Here is an 18,672-nt window from a genome sequence, read left to right on the forward strand (position 1 = left end):
TGCCCGCCTCATCATAGGGTTGGATAAAGGTATCGGGATCGGCCCCGACCCCCAGCGTGTAGATCCTTATTCCCTGTGCTGCGGCGAGTTTGGCCTCCTGCAGCGGGTCGGCATTGCCTGCGGTATTGCGGCCATCAGTGACCAGCAGCAGGGCGGTGGGGCGACCCGGATCCCCATGCTGACGTGCCAGCAGGATGGCTTCGCCAAGGGCGGTGGTTCGGCCGACCAGATCAAAATCGAGCTCGTCGCTTAAGGTCAACAGCGCCGGGATCTCCTGGGTGAGGGGAGAGAGCAGGTAGGCGTGATCGGCAAAGACGATAATGCCCACCCTGTCTCCGGCCCGTTTGGCGATCAGCGCCTTGATCTGCTGGCGCACCGCCGTCAGCCGTGCTTGCTGCTCGCCGTTATCGAGCATATCCGGGGTGCGCATGCTGTCTGACAGATCCACCGCCAGCAGCAGATCCCGACTCCCTTCATATTGGATAACCGGTTCTCCCCACCACTGGGGGCGGCAGAGGGCGAGGATAAGGGCGCACCAGAGCAGCATGGCGCGCCAGAGCGGTAATCCGGCCTGAGGACGTAGCAGCGCAAACCCGGGGTGAGCCAGATAGCCGCGGCGCAGGGGCGGCAAGCCGAAGCGCACCAGCAAGGGCAGCACCAGCGCCAGCGCAAACCAGGGCCAGGCGAGGATCATGGATGCCTCCGCGCGGTTTTACGCCTCGAGCGGGGGGCGAGCTGGAAGAAGAGGGTTTGACCCCAACGGCGATAATGTTGCTGAAGCTGTTCGCACTGCTCGCGAGTCGGGTTCTGGCTGCCATAGAGCCAACTGCTCCAGTGAGACGAGAACTGGCTAAAATTGCTGCCCCCGTGACGATCGATGAAGGCGAGCCACGCTTCACCTTGCAGTTGGCGCGCCTCGGGCCAGCGCTGTAGCGCTTCATGACGCAGGGCCTCCTGTATTTGCGCCACCAGCAGCGCCGGATCCCCCTCCAGCTGGCGACACCAGCGGCGGTAACGTATCACCCTGCGGGCAATCAGGACGATCATCAGTAGAAGAAAACCGGCGATCAGGAGCCACAATAGCGCCTGCACTCTGGGATCAAGATTCTGTTCAATCAGATCCGGCCCCGGGTGGATGTCTCGCATCAGGGCGGCCAGCGGCGGAGTGATGGCGTCGGAGGCGGGACTGGCGCTGTCGAGTTCGGCGGGCGAGATCATCCCTGATGACATAGCCCCTCCTGCCACTGCTGTTGCAGCGTCTGGCTGTTATCGAGCAGATAGAGGCACTGTACCAGCGGCAGCAACTGCTGCTTGCTGTGGGCCAGCTGGTGCTCGGCGGCTTGCCGGTAGCGGCGGGAGAAACCGTCATGGCCCCCATCCAGCCAGCCCTGATAGTGCTGGCCTGGCCGATCGATGGCCACCGGTAGCTGGCCGCCTTGGGGAAGGGCTGCCTCGAGGGGATCGCGGATCTGCCAATAGTGAATATCGTGGCGCCGCGAGAGCAGCTGCAACTGCTGACAGAGCGTCGACTCGCAGGGTCTGTGGTCGGTGATGATCGTCAGCTTGGCTCCGTGAGGCAACTTCACGCCGGACAAGGTGTCGGCTAGCGAGTGAGAAAGGGGCCGACGTGCCAGCCCTTGCTGGTAGTGATGGCAGAGGGATTCGAGCAGAGGCAGCACGCTGCCCCTCTGGCTCTGGTGATGGGGGATAAGCCCGTGGCAGATCAGGGTGTTGTGCTGCTTCTCCCCTTGCCAGATCAAGGCTGCTGCCAGCTCGCACCCCAGACGCGCCTTGAGCTGCAGCATGGAGCCGAAATACATGGCGGGGGAGAGATCGAGCAGCAGCCAGTGCGCCTGATCGAGCTCCTCGCTATAGAGGCGGGTATAGGGACGACCGAGGCGTGCGGTCACTCGCCAGTCGATATGGCGTACCTCGTCACCAGCCTGATAGGCGCGCAGCTCCCGAAACGTGAGTCCGGGAGAGCGGCCCGGTTTGCCGCGTTCGCTGCTGCTTCTGCCTGCGTGAGGTGGCTTCTTGGCCTTGGCCCAGAGCCGGATATTGAGCAGCCGTGGCAGCGACAGGGCGATATCGGGATGCAGACCGGGTTCTAGGGGCATGGCACCTGATCCAGCAGTTGGGCGATCAGGATATCGTTATCCAGATTGTCGGCCAGTGCCTGATAGCTGGGTATAAGGCGGTGGCGCAGCACAGGATAGGCTTGCAGCTGAATATCTTCCGGTAGCACATAATCACGTCCGGCAAGCCAAGCACGGGCGCGGGCAGAGCGAGCCAGCCCCAACGTGGCGCGGGGGCTGGCCCCCACGGCAATCAGCGGCTCGAGGGCAGGGCAAAGGCCGCTGCCCGGGCGAGTGGCGCAGACCAGTTCCACCAGATAGTGCTCCAGTCGGCTTTGCATGGTCACCGCCAGCACTTCGCTGCGAGCACGTTGCAAGTTGGTCTGACTCAGGGTCACTGGCGCCGCGCCAAGTTGTTCGCCGCTGGCGTTGAGCTGCAAGATGGCGAGCTCCAGGGTGGGGCTCGGGTAATCCACCATCAGCTTGAGCAGAAAGCGGTCGAGCTGGGCCTCCGGCAGGGGATAGGTTCCCTCCTGCTCGATGGGATTCTGGGTGGCGGCGACCATAAAGAGGGGCGGCAGCCGCCAGCTCTTTTTGCCCACGGTTATCTGGTGTTCGGCCGTGGCCTCCAGCAGCGCTGATTGCACCTTGGCCGGCGCCCGGTTGATCTCGTCCGCCAGCACCAGATGGTTGAACAGGGGGCCCGGTTGGAATACAAAACTGGCATCCTGCGGATGAAACACCTCGCTGCCGGTGAGATCGGCGGGAAGCAGGTCGGGGGTGAACTGGATACGGGCAAAGCGTCCCTCGACGGCGCCAGCGAGCGCCTTGACGGCGCGGGTTTTGGCCAGCCCGGGGGCCCCTTCGATTAACACATGTCCTTCACATAACAGGGCAATCAGGAGCCCTTCTATTAGCTCCTCCTGCCCCAGGATCTGACTGCCAAGATAGTCCCTAAGTGCTCTGAACTCGGCCGCTGCCATGCGATAAACCCGTTGTTTTTATGGAAGTTGATCTTTTTATACTCCAGTTGCTCCCCAAGGGCGAGCAAAGGGGGCTTGCCGTGCTTAATTTAGTTTCAATCAGCTGTATGAAACTTGTGATTGGATTGTTAAGATGTGGCGCAATGAGGTCAGACCTCTGCCTTTTAAACCAAGGAGCCAGGATGAAACAGCCATTGAAACTGACGACTCGCCAGGGCGAACGGATTGCCGTCGTGGCGGGGCTGCGTACCCCCTTTGCCAAGCAGGCCACCGCCTTTCATGGCGTGCCTGCAGTCGATCTCGGCAAACTGGTGGTGAGCGAGATGCTTGCCCGTACCGATCTCGATCCCAAGCTTATCGACCAGCTGGTGTTTGGTCAGGTGGTTCAGATGCCGGAAGCCCCCAACATTGCCCGCGAGATCGTGCTCGGTACCGGCATGAGCGTCAATACCGATGCCTATAGTGTCTCCCGCGCCTGCGCCACCAGTTTCCAGGCGGTGGCCAACGTCACCGAATCCATCATGGCCGGTACCGTAGACATCGCCATCGCCGGCGGTGCTGATTCCTCCTCCGTGCTGCCTATCGGGGTGAGCAAGAAGCTGGCCCGCGCCCTGGTGGATCTCAACAAGGCGCGCAATCTGCAGCAGCGCTTCAATATTCTGCGGACATTGAGGGTCAAGGATCTGCTGCCTGTGCCGCCTGCGGTGGCGGAATACTCTACTGGCCTCTCCATGGGACAGACCGCCGAGCAGATGGCCAAGAGTCACCAGATCAGCCGCGAGGCGCAAGATGCGCTGGCTCACCGCTCCCACACTCTGGCCGCGCTGGCTTGGGCTGATGGCAAGCTCAGCGGTGAGGTGTTTACCGCCCATGTACCGCCCTACAAATCACCGCTCGAGCGGGACAACAATATCCGTGAAAGCTCGGATCTCACGAGCTACGCCAAGCTCAAGCCGGTGTTTGATCGGGTCCATGGCACAGTCACTGCTGCCAATGCCACCCCGCTGACCGATGGCGCTGCTGCCGTGCTGTTGATGCGGGAAGGGCGGGCGAAAGAGCTGGGCCTCGAGCCGCTTGGCTATATCCGCAGCTTCGCCTTCTCGGCCATCGATGTCTGGCAAGACATGCTGATGGGGCCCTCCTACGCCACGCCGCTGGCGCTGGACAGAGCTGGTATCACGCTCGGTGATCTGACCCTGATCGACATGCACGAAGCCTTTGCCGCCCAGACGCTGGCCAACCTCAAGATGTTTGCCAGCCACGATTTTGCCCGTGACAAGCTGGGCCGCGATCAGGCCATCGGCGAGGTGGACATGGAGAAGTTCAACGTCCTCGGTGGTTCGCTGGCCTATGGCCACCCCTTTGCCGCGACCGGTGCGCGGATGATCACCCAGACCCTGCACGAGCTGCGTCGTCGCGGCGGGGGACTGGGGCTCAACACCGCCTGTGCGGCGGGTGGATTGGGCGTGGCTATGGTGTTGGAGGTTGAATGATGAGCGCTAAGACTTTTTCCCTGGATGTTCGCAAAGATGGCATCGGCATCCTCACCATGGATGTGCCGGGCGAGAGCATGAATACCCTGAAGGCCGCCTTTGTGGAGGAGATCCGCACCGTGTTGGCCGAAGTGAAACGCAACAAGGATTTGATCGGTCTGGTGATCACCTCCGGCAAGAAGGACTCCTTCATCGCCGGCGCTGACATTACCATGCTGGCCGCCTGCACCAGTGCCAAGGATGCCGAGACCCTGTCGCGAGAAGGGCAGGAGATCTTTGCCGAGATCGAGGGGCTGACCATTCCGGTGATCGCCGCCATTCACGGCCCCTGCCTCGGTGGCGGGCTGGAGCTGGCGCTGGCCTGCCATGGTCGGGTGGTGACCGATCACGGAAAATCTGTGCTGGGATTGCCGGAAGTTCAGCTCGGTCTGCTGCCGGGCTCTGGCGGTACCCAGCGTCTGCCGCGCCTCATCGGGGTGGCCAAGGCGCTGGATCTGATGCTGACCGGCAAGCAGGTGCGGGCCAAACAAGCCAAGAAATTGGGGCTGGTGGACGATGTGGTGCCGCCGTCAATCTTGCTGGATGCTGCCATCAAGCTGGCCAAGAAGGGCAAACCGCGCCATCAGTTGAAACGGGATCTGCAGGGCAAGGTGCTGGAGACCAACAAACTGGGTCGCAAGGTGCTGTTCGATCAGGCTAGCAAGGGGGTTAAAGCCAAGACCCGTGGCAACTACCCGGCGCCGGAGCGGATCCTGGACGTTGTGCGCATTGGCGTGGAGGAGGGAATGAAGGCCGGTCTGGTCGCCGAGTCCCGCCACTTTGGCGAGCTGGTGATGACTGCTGAGTCTGCCGCCCTGCGTTCCATCTTCTTTGCCACCACCGAGATGAAGAAAGAGGTCACCTATCAGGGGGCCGAGCCGCGCAAGGTGGCCCATGCCGCCGTGCTGGGCGGTGGTCTGATGGGGGGCGGCATTGCGTTCGTCACCGCTACCAAGGCGGGAGTGCCGGTGCGGATCAAGGATGTGGCAAGCGCCGGGATCGGCAATGCCATGCGCTACAGCTATGACATTCTGGCCAAGAAGCTCAAGCGTCGCCACATCTTGCGCAGCGAATTGGAAAAGCAGATGAGCCTGTTGACCGGTACCCTCGACTACTCCGGTTTCCACCGGGTGGACATGGTGGTTGAGGCGGTGTTTGAAGATCTCGCGCTCAAACACCAGATGGTGAAGGACGTGGAGCATGAGTGCGGTGAGCACACAGTGTTTGCCTCCAACACCTCCTCCCTGCCCATAAACCAGATTGCGGCAGAGGCGGCGCACCCGGAGCGAGTCGTGGGGCTGCACTACTTCAGCCCGGTGGACAAGATGCCGCTGGCGGAGATCATCCCCCACGCTGGCACCAGTGCCGAGACGGTCGCCACCACTCTGGCTTTTGCCCGTGCTCAGGGTAAAACGCCTATCGTGGTGAAAGACGAAGCCGGTTTCTACGTCAACCGCATCCTGGCGCCCTACATGAATGAGGCGGCAAGACTGGTGCTGGAAGGGGAGCCGGTAGAGGTGCTGGATAGCGCGCTGCTGGACTTTGGTTTCCCGGTTGGCCCCATCACCTTGCTGGACGAGGTGGGGATCGATGTGGGCGCCAAGATCTCCCCCATTCTCGAGAAAGAGCTGGGCGGCGAGCAGTTCCAGGCGCCCAAGGCGTTCGACAAGCTGCTGCAAAATGATCGCAAGGGACGCAAGAACGGCAAGGGCTTCTACCTCTATGGCAAGGCGGCACCGCGCAACAAGCTGACCGGCAAAGAGGGCAAGAAGACGGTGGACGAGAGCGTCTATGGCGTGCTCGGCATCAAGCCGTCTGCCAAGCTGGCCCGTCAGGAGATCGCCGAGCGCTGCGTGCTGCTGATGCTCAACGAAGCGGCCATGGCGCTGGATAGCGGCGTGGTGGCGTCGGCCCGTGATGGCGATATCGGCGCCATCTTCGGCATCGGTTTCCCGCCTTTCCTTGGCGGCCCGTTCCGTTATATGGACACGCTCGGGATCGATCATCTGGTTGGCCGTCTGGAGTATTATCAGAAGCGCCATGGCGATCGGTTTGCCCCCTGTGCCCGCCTCAAGGCAATGGCCGCAGAGCAGCAGACCTTCTACTGATAGCTGCTGCAGATTAACTGCAAGACAAAGAGGCCCGCATACAGTGCGGGCCTCTTTCTATGTTGTGGTTTGTTCGGGTTGTACGGCTTGGTCAGCGCTCATGCTGGCAGACGCGGCCGATGAAAAAACGACCCACCGAAGTGGGCCGTCGAGATATCTGATCGCGGGTCAGATCCCCGGTTTGCGCTCCGGGCAACGACCTATGATATCGGGTGGCAGCTCGCCGTTATCCTGCTCCAACACCACATCGAATCCCCACAGTTGATGGAGGTGCTTGAGCACCTCATGGCGTGAGTCGCCAAGGGGGATGCGGTTGTGGGGCACATAGCGCAGGGTAAGGGAGCGATCCCCCTTCACGGCGACGTTGTAGACCTGAATATTGGGTTCCAGATTGCTCAGGTTGTACTGGGCCGACAGGGTATTGCGCACCTGACGGTACCCCTCGTCATTGTGGATGGCTGAGACCTTCAGATAGTTCTTCAGATCGTCGTCATCAATGGCGAACAGCTTCATATCCCGCATCACTTTCGGGCTTAAGAACTGGCTGATAAAGCTCTCGTCCTTGAAGTTCTGCATGGCAAAGTGGAGGGTGTCGACCCAGTTGCTGCCGGCATAGTCGGGGAACCAGTATTTATCTTCCTCGGTCGGGTTCTCGCAGATGCGGCGCAGGTCGGTAAACATGGCAAACCCCAGCGCATAGGGGTTGATCCCCGAGTAGTAGCGGCTGTTGTAAGCCGGTTGATAGACCACGTTGGTGTGGCTGTGCAGCACCTCCATCATGAAGCGATCGCTCAGCTTGCCCTCGTCATAGAGGTGATTGAGGATGGTGTAGTGCCAGAAGGTGGCCCACCCCTCGTTCATCACCTGAGTCTGCTTTTGCGGATAGAAATACTGGCTTATCTTGCGCACTATGCGCACCACTTCCCGCTGCCAGGGCTCCAGCAAGGGGGCATTCTTCTCGATAAAGTAGAGAATGTTCTCCTGGGGTTCGGCGGGGTAGCGCCTGTCCTCCACACCAGCCGCTTTATGCTGCTTGGGCAGGGTACGCCACAGCTCGTTGACCTGAGTCTGAAGATAATCTTCCCGCGCCTTCTGACGCCGCTTCTCCTCTGCCATCGAGATCTTCTGGGGACGCTTGTAGCGATCGACCCCGAAGTTCATCAGGGCATGGCAGGAGTCGAGCAGCTGTTCCACCGCCTCAATGCCATGCTTCTCTTCACACTGGGTGATGTAGTTCTTGGCAAACAGCAGGTAGTCGATGATGGAGGAGGCATCGGTCCAGGCCTTGAACAGGTAGTTGTTCTTGAAGAAGGAGTTATGACCGTAGCAGGCGTGGGCCATCACCAGCGCCTGCATCGGCATGGTGTTCTCCTCCATCAGGTAGGCGATGCAGGGATCGGAGTTGATGACGATCTCGTAGGCCAGCCCCATCTGGCCGCGCTTGTAGTTGCGCTCGGTATGGATAAAACGCTTGCCGAACGACCAGTGCTGGTAGCCGATGGGCATGCCAACGCTGGAGTAAGCATCCATCATTTGCTCGGCGGTGATCACCTCGATCTGGTTGGGGTAGGTATCCAGCTTGTAGAAACGGGCGACCCGGGCGATCTCCTGGTGATAGGTCTCCAGCAGATCGAAGTTCCAGTCTGGTCCGTCATCCAGTGGCGCTACACGTTTTTCTGTTTCGATCATGTGACCTCCTCACGCCGCTTGTTTCTTGAACAGCTCGCGGAACACCGGATAGATATCCTCGACCTTGCGAATGTGCTCCATCGCAAAGTGGGGGAACTGGCTGGCTACCGACTCATATTCGTGCCACAGGGTCTGGTGGGCACGGGTGGTGATCTCGATGTAGGAGTAGTACCGCACCCTTGGCATGATGTCCCGCGCCAGAATTTCACGGCACTGCGGTGAGTCATCAGCCCAGTTGTCACCATCCGATGCCTGCGCCGCATAGATGTTCCACTGGTTGGCGGGATAACGCTCATTGATGATGTCATTCATCATCTTGAGGGCGCTGGAGACGATGGTGCCGCCTGTCTCCTGGGAGTAGAAGAACTCGTGCTCGTCCACCTCCTTGGCCTGGGTATGGTGGCGGATGTAAACAACCTCAACGTTCTTGTAGGTCCGGCTCAGGAACAGATAGAGCAGGATATAGAAACGCTTGGCCATCTCCTTGGTGGCCTGATCCATGGAGCCCGAGACGTCCATCAGGCAGAACATCACCGCCTGGCTGGAGGGGACGGGCCGTTTGACGAAGTTGTTGAACTTGAGATCGAAGGTGTCGATAAAGGGCACCGCGTCGATCCGCCGTTTCAGCTCCCTGATCTCCTTCTCGAGCAGGGCGATTTCGGCAAAGTGCTCGTTGGGATCGTTGGCCAGCAGAGCCAGCCGATCTTCCAGTTCATGCAGTTGGCGTTTCTTGCCCGCTTGCAGCGCCATGCGCCGCGCCAGCGAATTTTGCAGCGAGCGCACCACGTTGATGTTGGCGGGCACCCCGTTTGAGGTGTAGCCAGCACGGTAGGTTTTGACTTCCATCAGCTGATTGAGCTGGGTTTTCTGCAGCCTGGGCAGCTCCAGATCTTCAAACAGCAGATCGAGATACTCATCCTTGGAGATCTGGAACACGAAATCATCGGCCCCTTCACCCTGATTGGATGCCTGTCCCTCGCCGGAACCCTGTCCGCCGCCCCCTCCTTTGGGACGGTCAATCTTGTCGCCGGAGACGAACTGGTCATTGCCGGGATGCACCATCTCCCGTTTACCACCGTGCCCCTGATGAAAATGGGGCTCGCCGATATCCTTGGTCGGGATGCTGATGCTCTCGCCCTTGTCTACGTCCTGAATGCTGCGCTTGGAGACAGCATCCGAGACCGCTTGTTTTATCTGCTTCTTGTAGCGGCGGATGAAGCGCTGCCGATTGACAGCGCTTTTGTTTTTGCCGTTGAGCCTGCGGTCGATAAAATGCGCCATAACTCCCCCTTGAACAGTCAGGGTCAGGATGACTTGCGTACCCTGAGATACCATTCGGAGAGCAGTCGCACCTGTTTGCGGGTGTAGCCTTTCTCCATCATCCGCTCGACAAAGTTATCGTGCTTCTTCTGCTCCTCGGCCGAGGTTTTGCTGTTGAAGGAGATAACCGGCAGCAGCTCTTCCGTGTTGGAGAACATCTTCTTCTCGATCACGGTGCGCAGCTTCTCGTAACTGGTCCAGTTGGGGTTACGGCCTGCATTGTTGGCCCGGGCACGCAGCACGAAGTTGACGATTTCGTTACGGAAATCTTTCGGGTTGCTGATCCCGGCGGGTTTTTCAATTTTCTCCAGCTCGCTGTTGAGAGACGCTCTGTCAAACAGCTGGCCGGTTTCGGGGTCACGGTACTCCTGATCCTGGATCCAGAAGTCGGCGTAAGTGACGTAGCGATCGAAGATGTTCTGACCGTACTCGGAGTAGGACTCGAGATAGGCAGTCTGGATCTCCTTGCCGATGAACTCCACATAGCGCGGGGTCAGATAGCCCTTGATGAACTCAAGGTAGCGATCGTGCAGCTCTTGAGGGAACTGCTCGCGCTCGATCTGCTGCTCCAGCACATAGAAGAGGTGTACCGGGTTGGCGGCCACTTCCGCGTGGTCGAAGTTGAAGACGCGGGAGAGGATCTTGAACGCAAAGCGGGTAGAGAGACCATTCATCCCCTCGTCCACACCGGCGTAGTCGCGATACTCCTGATAGCTCTTCGCCTTCGGATCGGTGTCCTTCAGACTTTCGCCATCATAGACCCGCATCTTGGAGTAGATGCTGGAGTTTTCCGGCTCTTTCAGCCGTGACAACACAGAGAACTGGCCCAGCAGCTCGAGGGTGCCCGGGGCGCACTTGGCCTCGGTCAGCTCGCTGTTGATCAGCAGCTTCTCGTAGATCTTCACCTCTTCCGAGACGCGCAGGCAGTAAGGCACCTTGACGATGTAGACCCGGTCGAGGAAGGCCTCGTTGTTTTTGTTGTTGCGGAACTGCTGCCACTCGGATTCGTTGGAGTGGGCCAGCAGAATGCCGTCAAAGGGCAGGGCGGAGAGCCCTTCGGTGCCGTTGTAGTTCCCCTCCTGGGTCGCTGTCAGCAGCGGGTGCAATACCTTGATGGGCGCCTTGAACATCTCCACAAACTCCATCACCCCCTGGTTCGCTTTACACAGCGCACCTGAGTAGGAGTAGGCATCGGCGTCATCCTGGGCGAAGTGCTCCAGCATGCGGATGTCGACCTTGCCGACCAGTGAGGAGATGTCCTGGTTGTTGTCATCACCCGGTTCAGTCTTGGCAATGGCGATTTGATCGAGGATGGAGGGGTTGACCTTCTCCACCTTGAACTTGGTGATGTCGCCGCCAAACTCGTGCAGGCGTTTGGCCACCCAAGGGGACATGATGGGACGCAGGTAACGGCGCGGGATGCCGTACTCTTTCTCCAGGATCTCCCCATCCTCTTCGATATCGAACAGGCAGAAGGGGTGATCATTGACTGGTGAGCCCTTGATGCGATAGATGGGCACCTTCTGCATCAGGGATTTGAGTTTCTCTGCCAGCGAGGATTTACCGCCGCCAACGGGGCCCAGCAGATAGAGGATCTGTTTCTTCTCCTCCAGCCCCTGTGCGGAGTGTTTGAGGTAGGAGACGATCTGTTCGATGGCCTCTTCCATCCCGTAGAAATCCTTGAAGGCGGGATAGCGTGCCACGACGCGGTTGGAGAAGAGTCGGCTCAGTCTGGGGTTGGCTGAGGTGTCTACCATCTCCGGCTCACCGATGGCGGTCAGCAGACGTTCGGCTGCGGAGGCGTAGCAGGCTTTGTCCTGCTTACACATATCCAGGAACTCCTGGATGGTATATTCCTCTTCTCTCGCTTTTTCATATCGCTGTTGGTAATGCTCGAATATGCCCATAACTTTGCCCTCGTTATAGTCGCTTACCCTGAAAAAAGTGGATGACTGCTTTTGTGTTGTGCGCTTTTAAAGCCTAGTCAACAGACTCCAGTAATCCATCACGGTTGATAGGTTAAATTCTGAAGAAACCTGCCCGATCCTTTTGCGGGGAGGGTCAGTCAACAACACCGCTATGTTACTGACTGTTAAATTATTTTTGCCACGATAGTGAGGTAAATGTCAAAGACATAAAAAATAAATGTTTATGGGAAAGAGGGAACTTATTGCGAAAAGATTAAGGGGTTTGACGAAAGGCAATGGGGCTGCGGGTTGGCGGGGTTATGGATGATAATGTCATTACGTGAACGTCAACGTAAATCACTTTGTTTGGAGTTTTGGCTCTAATTTTTACATTGACGCTACAATTTGAGTGCCCTAGATTGGCGAGGTGTGAGCAGCAAGATGCTTTAGCAAGAGAGTTGACTGTTGCCTCACCAAGCTCTGTTTAAGCACGTTTCCGTTGGCTTGACCCTCGCAACCGCGAGGGTCTTCTTTTTCTGCGTCTTTAAACGCTTGTTTCTGCTGGTGGCGATTGACGCCGCCAGCACTCATCTATCAAGGGTAGGCTTGTTGCACTGCCGCCAGGACGCGGGCAAACGGGTGCGCGGCCAACTGGCCTGCACCCGCCAGCGATTTGGCTTTGACCCGGCTGGTCAGCGGTGTGGTGATGCCGCACAGGAAACGGGCCAGAACACGATCATCCACCGAACCTGTCTTGGCAATCAGCGGATCGCACCAGGCGCGGATCCCTGTCTCGTTTGGCATGGCCAGTTGGGGCAGGGGAGGAAGATGTGCCACCTCGCCACGACAAACCGAACAGTGGCCGCAATGAACCGGCGCCACCTCATCGGCAAAATAGCGGGCGAGGCGGTAGCTCAGGCACTCACTTGAGGTGAAAAAGTCGAGCATGGCTTGCAGTCTGGCAAGCTCGCTCTGCTCTTTTTGCAAGAAGAGCGCATGGAGCGCGTTAGCCTCCTGCTCGCAGTCCCACCCCTGACGGGTGATCCGGTAGACCTCGGTCATCTGCTTGCTTTCGAGTTCGATCCAGCCTTGCTGTTGCAGGTAGTCGAGCGCCGCAACGGCCCGCTGCCGCTCTCCCTGATAGCCCTGCCAGAGGGCGTCAAAGTCCATGGTGCACCAGCTGCGCGCTTGCGGGGCGCATACGAACAGTTGCTCCAGAAACTGGCGACGATCCGGATTGAAGCGGCTCACTATCTCGCCTTTATCCAGCACAAACTTGAAGCGGTAATCTGCGTAGTAGCTGTAGGCCGGGGTGATGATGCCCGCCATCTCCAGATAGACCAGCAGGGTTTTAAGGGGCAACTGGCGGATATTGGTGTCGTTGGAGAGGCGCAGCAGGGTGAATTCCCACTCGTTCCCGCTCTGCTTGATGATAGCAAGGAGCTGGAGGATGGCACTCAAATCCGGCGTATCGCCGTAGACGAAGTTCTCCAGCACCGGCAGCTGGCTCTGGTTGGCCAGCACGATACAGCGCGATGGCTGGCCATCACGCCCGGCGCGGCCAATCTCCTGGCTGTAGTTCTCGATGGATTTGGGCAGATCGTAGTGAATGACCCGCCGGATATCCGCTTTGTCGATCCCCATGCCAAAGGCGATGGTGGCGACGATGCAATCCACCTTGCCCGCCATGAAGTCGTGCTGGATCTGACTGCGCAGCGCCGAGTCGAGTCCGGCATGATAGGCGCGGGCGTTGATCCCTTCTCTAATGAGTTGCTCGGCACAGGCTTCTGCGGTGTGTTGCAAGGTGACGTAGACGATGGTGGCGGCCGCCGGATCGTTGGCCAACTCCTGCGCGAGCCAGCTATCCCGCGCGTCGGGCGACAGGGGAATGACCGCCAGATCAAGATTGGGGCGGTAGAAACCGGTGACCACGACCCCCTCCGGCGCTATGCCGAATTTGGTCTGCATATCCTGAATAACCGCCGGTGTGGCGGTGGCGGTGAGCAGCAGCACCTGCGGGATCTTCAGATCATGGCGATAGCTCGGCAGCTTGAGGTAGTCGGGGCGAAAGTTGTGGCCCCACTCCGAGATACAGTGCGCCTCATCGACGACCAGCAGCGAGAGCGGCACTTGCTGGATAAAGCGACGAAAGCGCTCGTTCTTGAGTCGCTCCACCGAGATCATCAGGATCTTGAGCTGGCCATCCAGCGCCTGCTGCATCACTCGTCGGCTCTCCTCCGGGCTCTGGCTCGAGTCGAGGGTAGCGGCGCTTATTCCCTTGCTTTTGAGGAAGGCGAGTTGATCGTGCATCAGCGCCAGCAGCGGCGAGATAACCAGGGTCAGGTGATGCAGGGCGAGGGCAGGCAGTTGATAACAGAGCGACTTGCCGGAGCCGGTGGGAAAGATGGCGGCGGCACTCTGACCTGCCAGCACCCGGCTGATCACCGCTTCCTGACCTGGTCTGAGTGCGGAGAAACCAAAATATTGGTTGAGCAGGGATGGGATCATGGCAAGGCTCCGCGGCAAATGGGGGATGATAGCACAGCGACACCGGTCACGGGTGGCACAGGAATGGTCGTGAGGGTGAGGGCAGAGAGTGTCGATAAAACGTACAAAAATGGGTGGTTGCGCTGTAGTTAAGGTTTTGTTGCGGTTTTTTGTGATGTAAACGGGATATTTTTTGGTGAGTCTCTGGAAAAAAAAGATGGCGAATGGGATATTCCGTCATGCAATCCGGTGACTGGCGGATCGGCCCGACAGAAGGCTGGCCACAGACACCACATTCGGGCGACAGGGGTCTCCCGATGAGTGGTTGCAGACAGGACTCATGATTCATGCACTACGGTGCTTAGGGACTTTTTTGATGACACAACAACACCCCCTCCTTCGGCTGGTCAATAGCACCAGCCTGGTCAGCCAGATCCTGGTTGGTCTGGTATTCGGTATCTTGCTGGCACTGTTTGCCCCCGAGTGGGCGAAAACGGCAGGTCTGCTTGGCAGTCTGTTCGTTGGTGCACTGAAAGCGGTAGCTCCGCTGCTGGTATTCGTACTGGTGATGGCGGCCATCATTGGTCACAAGCAGGGTCAGAAGACCAATATTCGCCCGCTGCTGGCGCTCTACCTGTTTGGTACCTTCTCTGCGGCCGTGGTCGCGGTGATTGCCAGCTTCCTGTTCCCCTCCAACCTCCATCTGGTGGCCAATACTGCCGAGATCACCCCGCCAGGCGGGATCACCGAGGTGCTGCAGACCTTGCTGTTCAATGTGGTAACCAACCCGGTCAAGGCGCTGATGGATGCCAACTATATCGGTATTCTGGCGTGGGCCATCGGTCTGGGTATCGCCATGCGCCATGCCAACGAGAGCACCAAGGCGCTGATCACTGACCTGTCTCACGGTGTATCCGCCATCGTGAAAGCGGTGATCCGCTGTGCTCCGCTCGGGATCCTGGGTCTGGTTGCCTCCACGCTGGCAGAGACCGGCTTCGATGCCCTGTTTGGCTATGCTCAACTGCTGGTGGTGCTGATCGGCTGCATGCTGTTTATCGCCTTTGTGGTCAACCCATTGATCGTCTTCTGGAAGATCAAGCGCAACCCCTATCCGCTGGTGCTGACCTGCCTCAAAGAGAGCGGCGTGACCGCCTTCTTTACCCGCAGCTCTGCCGCCAACATTCCGGTCAACATGGCGCTGTGTGAAAAACTGCGCCTGCCCAAAGATACCTACGCGGTCTCCATCCCGCTGGGTGCCACCATCAATATGGCGGGTGCCGCTATCACCATCACTGTGCTCGCCATGGCGGCGGTACATACCCTGGGGATGGAAGTGGACATGGCAACGGCCATTCTGCTCTCCGTGGTTGCCACCATCAGTGCCTGTGGCGCATCCGGTGTCGCCGGTGGTTCCTTGCTGCTGATCCCGCTGGCCTGCAGCCTGTTTGGCATCAGCAACGACATCGCCATGCAGGTGGTTGCTGTCGGCTTTATCATCGGCGTGTTGCAGGATTCTGCCGAGACAGCGCTGAACAGCTCCACCGACGTGCTGTTCACCGCCGCTGCTTGCATGGCCGAAGATGAAACCCTGCTGGAACCTTCCGCGCTGCCCAGCAGCGAGGCGTGAGCCGGTAGCTCGATTTTTCGATTCAGCCCCTCTCTGTGAGGGGCTTTTTATATCAGCGGGCCTAAATGTGTTGAGGAGAGGAGTGCGCAAGAAAACATTCATTTTGATGAAATGTTTGGTTACAAATAGCCGACAGACAGTGCGGGTGCTGCCCCGTTAAAATAGCTGCGGAATAATAAGGTTCAGGCTAAAAAACGAGATTAAATAATGAAAAAAACTACGCTTTCGTGGGCAATTATTGGTGCATTAGGTTTGGTTGGTTGCGGTGGTGGTGGCGGAGATAGTGGTGGTGGTGGTACCACGCCACCGGAGCCGCAACCGAGGGCGCTGCCGGTGGCTGGCGTCTATCTCCCCGTCCTGATGGACGCTCAGGGGCAGTTAATCAACCGTCCGGTCAACGACAGTTATCGTGCGGTCGGTCTTGTCTATCCGGCGTCCACAGAGGGCACGGGTTGGGCGATGAACATTGCTGAGAAAAGAAGTGCCACAGTCAGCACTTATACCTTCCCTCAAGGCTTCTCTTCTCTGAATAAAGGTGAGGGTTACCCACTGACGTTGTCGTTGCTGGTGAACAAAAGCCAACCCAGTACCTTCGACTCGGCTGAGCAAAAGTCCAATACCAATGTCGATGGGTTGGTCAAGGTGGCGTCTGTGCCAGATACGGCGGGAAGCAGCCAGTCACTCTGGGTACTCGATTATCGACCCGTCAAAGCCAAAATCGATTCTGCACTCACTATTCAGAATTGGGGCGGCCAAGTGGCATTGCAGCCGATGGTCACTGCGCCTATCAACGCGGACTCCTGGTACAACCTTGGGGAGAGTGCACTGTTTCAAGATTTCAAAACCGAGCGCAGCAACAATGGTTTGGGGATCAAGCTGACCATCCTGTTTAAAGAAGGGTGTTCTGTAAGCGGTGAGACAGAGGCCAACACTCAAGGTTTGAACAAGCTGACGCTGACTGGCTGGAAGGAGTGCAGCTTCAATACTTTGACAGGGCCTGCTGATATCAAAGAGGGAAAAATTTATGAGGGGCTCTGGGAAAAAAGGATGCGCGAATTTGCCGATCGCAACGCCAGTGTCACTGCATATCTGACCATGAAACCGGGTAGCAATGGTCAGAAAGACACCCTGGTGCTCGGTATTCCGGAAATCACCGGTATCACGCCGTTCCTGTTGGAAGCGCAACCACTCTAATCAGCCAGAGAGAGTGTGTGTTTATCAAGAGATGCCAGTCGCTTGCCCGACTGGCATTTTTGTTGGTCGAGGTTCGGTGAGAAGCCCTGAAACATCATGATGTGGTTGCCGGATAAGGGTTGTGTCCTTGGTTGTTGTGTGAGTTCAGGTGCTGTGGCTGCAATAACTGCGTGATGAGTGGCAAGACTATTCAGGACGGGACAACGCAATAAAAAAAGCCAGCCGAGTGTTCGGCTGGCTTTTTGCTATCAGCGGCAGGTAGGGGATTAACCGACCAGCTGATAGAGGATGGCGGAGATGGCGATCATCCCCATCACTGCGACAAATACGTTGCTGATATGGCCCTGATATTTCGCCATGGCAGGTACGCGCTTGATGGCGTACATCGGCATGATGAACAGGATGGTGGCGATGATCGGGCCGCCCAAGGATTCAATCATGCCCAGGATGGAAGGGTTGGCAATGGCAGTGCCCCACAGGGTCAGGATGAAGAAGGCGATGATGAACATCTCGACTTTCTTGGCGTTCGGCTCTTTACCGGACTTGCGCATGTTCTGCACGATCATCCCCTTCAGACCTTCACGGGCACCCAGATAGTGGCCGAAGAAGGAGGAAACGATGGCTACGAACGCAACCAACGGACCGAAGTAAGAAATGATGGGGCTGGCATGCTGGTTGGCCAGATAGGAGAGCACGGCGATGTTCTGAGCCTTGGCTTCTGCCAGCTGGGCCGGTGTCAGGCTCATGACGCAGGAGAAGACGAAGAACATCACGAAGCCCAGCAGCACCATGGCGGTACGCTTGAGGATGGCATCGGCTTTCTCGACAGCCTGATCACCGTGGTCGCGGCGCTGGGCCAGAGAGAAGCTGGAGATGGCCGGGCTGTGGTTGAAGGAGAAAACCAGTACCGGGATGGTCAGCCACAGGGTAGTGGCGAAATCCTTGGCAGAGGGCACTTGCTCCAGCGCGGCACCGGTCCAGTCCGGAATGAGGTACAAAGAGATACCGGCCAGAATGGCGATCAGCGGATAAACCAGCAGCTCGGTCACTTTCAGCATCAGCTTTTCACCGGCCAGCATCACCGACATCATGCCCATGATCAGCACGATGGAGAGGATCCAGCGCGGCGGGGCACTCATCTGCAGCTGGTTGACCATAAAGCTTTCGACGGTGTTGGTGATGCCCACGCCGTAGATCAGCACGATGGGGTAGATGGCGAAGAAGTAGAGCAGGGTGATTAATTTACCCGCACCCACGCCAAAGTGCTCTTCCACCACTTCGGTGATGTCTGCATTTGGCTTTTTGGAGGAGAGCACGAAGCGGGCCAGACCACGGTGTGCCAGATAGGTCATGGGACCTACCAGCAGCGCCATGACGACCAGCGGCCAGAAACCGCCCATACCCGCGTTGATCGGCAGGAACAGGATCCCCGCGCCAACCGCGGTCCCGAACAGACTGATGACCCAGGTAGAGTCGCGTTTTTCCCAACGAGTGGTTTGAGTAGAGCGGATCCCTTGCTCTGTTGACGCCGCAACTCCCTGCGTGCCAGTGACTGTGTTTGACATCTATCTCACCCCGAATGTGTGGTTCTTATTAAGTCGGCGCAAGGATACGGTTTTTCTAATCAAAAATGTTGATCAAATTCATCTTTACGGCACGAAAAACCGCACTTTCTTATGGAAATGTGATCAAAACAAGAAAAATTCAATTATTGTTTATCAATTGGCACGTTATTTTAGTGTTAATGATT

13 protein-coding genes are annotated in these 18,672 nt (G+C 58.1%); 4 read left to right on the forward strand and 9 right to left on the reverse strand.

The genetic code is table 11. The features are described 5' to 3' along the window. The 4 genes from BN1139_RS16635 to BN1139_RS16650 form a co-directional block, all read right to left on the reverse strand. The coding region (locus BN1139_RS16635; protein ID WP_080767408.1) for a VWA domain-containing protein at nucleotides 1-694 on the reverse strand (694 nt) is incomplete at its 3' end. Continuing rightward, on the reverse strand, nucleotides 691-1,230 hold the full coding sequence (locus BN1139_RS16640; protein ID WP_013723777.1) for a DUF4381 domain-containing protein: 540 nt from the start codon (nucleotides 1,228-1,230) through the stop codon (nucleotides 691-693). The genes BN1139_RS16640 and BN1139_RS16635, both read right to left, overlap by 4 nt. After that, entirely contained in the window at nucleotides 1,215-2,117 is a 903-nt protein-coding gene (locus BN1139_RS16645; protein WP_005351726.1) for a DUF58 domain-containing protein, read from the reverse strand. Before BN1139_RS16645 ends, BN1139_RS16640 begins: the two co-directional genes overlap by 16 nt. After that, nucleotides 2,108-3,058 (reverse strand): AAA family ATPase, encoded by a 951-nt coding sequence (locus BN1139_RS16650; RefSeq protein ID WP_005351728.1) that lies wholly within the window; start codon nucleotides 3,056-3,058, stop codon nucleotides 2,108-2,110. Before BN1139_RS16650 ends, BN1139_RS16645 begins: the two co-directional genes overlap by 10 nt. Nucleotides 3,059-3,240: 182 nt before the next feature. Between BN1139_RS16650 and fadI the strand changes: the two genes are divergently transcribed. Further along, nucleotides 3,241-4,551: an acetyl-CoA C-acyltransferase FadI gene (gene fadI / locus BN1139_RS16655; RefSeq protein ID WP_005351730.1), complete on the forward strand. Its 1,311-nt coding sequence runs from the start codon at nucleotides 3,241-3,243 to the stop codon at nucleotides 4,549-4,551. Further along, nucleotides 4,551-6,698, forward strand: a complete 2,148-nt coding sequence (fadJ, locus tag BN1139_RS16660) for a fatty acid oxidation complex subunit alpha FadJ (RefSeq protein ID WP_041202772.1) — start codon at nucleotides 4,551-4,553, stop codon at nucleotides 6,696-6,698. Before fadI ends, fadJ begins: the two co-directional genes overlap by 1 nt. 168 nt (nucleotides 6,699-6,866) lie before the next feature. Here the strand turns inward: fadJ and BN1139_RS16665 are convergent, their stop codons facing one another. The 4 genes from BN1139_RS16665 to BN1139_RS16680 form a co-directional block, all read right to left on the reverse strand. Then, nucleotides 6,867-8,387 (reverse strand): SpoVR family protein, encoded by a 1,521-nt coding sequence (locus BN1139_RS16665; RefSeq protein WP_005351736.1) that lies wholly within the window; start codon nucleotides 8,385-8,387, stop codon nucleotides 6,867-6,869. 9 nt (nucleotides 8,388-8,396) lie between these two features. After that, a complete protein-coding gene (locus tag BN1139_RS16670; RefSeq protein WP_005351738.1) occupies nucleotides 8,397-9,668 on the reverse strand; it encodes a YeaH/YhbH family protein in 1,272 nt (423 codons plus the stop codon). Between the two features lie 23 nt (nucleotides 9,669-9,691). Continuing rightward, nucleotides 9,692-11,614, reverse strand: coding sequence for a PrkA family serine protein kinase (locus BN1139_RS16675; RefSeq protein WP_005333223.1), 1,923 nt, complete (start codon nucleotides 11,612-11,614; stop codon nucleotides 9,692-9,694). Nucleotides 11,615-12,208: 594 nt separating this feature from the next. Beyond that, on the reverse strand, nucleotides 12,209-14,122 hold the full coding sequence (locus BN1139_RS16680; protein ID WP_005351742.1) for a RecQ family ATP-dependent DNA helicase: 1,914 nt from the start codon (nucleotides 14,120-14,122) through the stop codon (nucleotides 12,209-12,211). A 355-nt stretch (nucleotides 14,123-14,477) separates the two neighbouring features. Here BN1139_RS16680 and sstT point away from each other — a divergent pair, with 355 nt between their 5' ends. Both sstT and BN1139_RS16690 read left to right on the forward strand, forming a co-directional pair. Continuing rightward, nucleotides 14,478-15,728 carry a serine/threonine transporter SstT gene (sstT, locus tag BN1139_RS16685; protein ID WP_005351744.1) on the forward strand — a complete coding sequence of 417 codons (1,251 nt, stop codon included), beginning with the start codon at nucleotides 14,478-14,480 and terminating at the stop codon, nucleotides 15,726-15,728. Nucleotides 15,729-15,935: 207 nt separating this feature from the next. Next, nucleotides 15,936-16,922: a hypothetical protein gene (locus tag BN1139_RS16690; RefSeq protein ID WP_005351747.1), complete on the forward strand. Its 987-nt coding sequence runs from the start codon at nucleotides 15,936-15,938 to the stop codon at nucleotides 16,920-16,922. A 266-nt stretch (nucleotides 16,923-17,188) separates the two neighbouring features. Here the strand turns inward: BN1139_RS16690 and BN1139_RS16695 are convergent, their stop codons facing one another. After that, a complete protein-coding gene (locus tag BN1139_RS16695) occupies nucleotides 17,189-18,487 on the reverse strand; it encodes a serine/threonine transporter (RefSeq protein ID WP_005351750.1) in 1,299 nt (432 codons plus the stop codon). Between the last annotated feature and the right edge of the window lie 185 nt (nucleotides 18,488-18,672).

The organism is Aeromonas veronii bv. veronii, from assembly GCF_000820225.1.
Taxonomy (GTDB): Bacteria; Pseudomonadota; Gammaproteobacteria; order Enterobacterales; family Aeromonadaceae; genus Aeromonas; species Aeromonas veronii.

What these genes read in the sequence shown, in the direction of transcription:
- BN1139_RS16650 (WP_005351728.1), bottom strand. Translation starts at nt 3,058, where the DNA reads ATGGCAGCGGCCGAGTTCAGAGCACTTAGGGACTATCTTGGCAGTCAG.
- BN1139_RS16690 (WP_005351747.1), top strand. Translation starts at nt 15,936, where the DNA reads ATGAAAAAAACTACGCTTTCGTGGGCAATTATTGGTGCATTAGGTTTG.
- BN1139_RS16675 (WP_005333223.1), bottom strand. Translation starts at nt 11,614, where the DNA reads ATGGGCATATTCGAGCATTACCAACAGCGATATGAAAAAGCGAGAGAA.
- BN1139_RS16680 (WP_005351742.1), bottom strand. Translation starts at nt 14,122, where the DNA reads ATGATCCCATCCCTGCTCAACCAATATTTTGGTTTCTCCGCACTCAGA.
- BN1139_RS16645 (WP_005351726.1), bottom strand. Translation starts at nt 2,117, where the DNA reads ATGCCCCTAGAACCCGGTCTGCATCCCGATATCGCCCTGTCGCTGCCA.
- fadI (WP_005351730.1), top strand. Translation starts at nt 3,241, where the DNA reads ATGAAACAGCCATTGAAACTGACGACTCGCCAGGGCGAACGGATTGCC.
- BN1139_RS16665 (WP_005351736.1), bottom strand. Translation starts at nt 8,387, where the DNA reads ATGATCGAAACAGAAAAACGTGTAGCGCCACTGGATGACGGACCAGAC.
- sstT (WP_005351744.1), top strand. Translation starts at nt 14,478, where the DNA reads ATGACACAACAACACCCCCTCCTTCGGCTGGTCAATAGCACCAGCCTG.
- BN1139_RS16695 (WP_005351750.1), bottom strand. Translation starts at nt 18,487, where the DNA reads ATGTCAAACACAGTCACTGGCACGCAGGGAGTTGCGGCGTCAACAGAG.
- fadJ (WP_041202772.1), top strand. Translation starts at nt 4,551, where the DNA reads ATGAGCGCTAAGACTTTTTCCCTGGATGTTCGCAAAGATGGCATCGGC.
- BN1139_RS16640 (WP_013723777.1), bottom strand. Translation starts at nt 1,230, where the DNA reads ATGTCATCAGGGATGATCTCGCCCGCCGAACTCGACAGCGCCAGTCCC.
- BN1139_RS16670 (WP_005351738.1), bottom strand. Translation starts at nt 9,668, where the DNA reads ATGGCGCATTTTATCGACCGCAGGCTCAACGGCAAAAACAAAAGCGCT.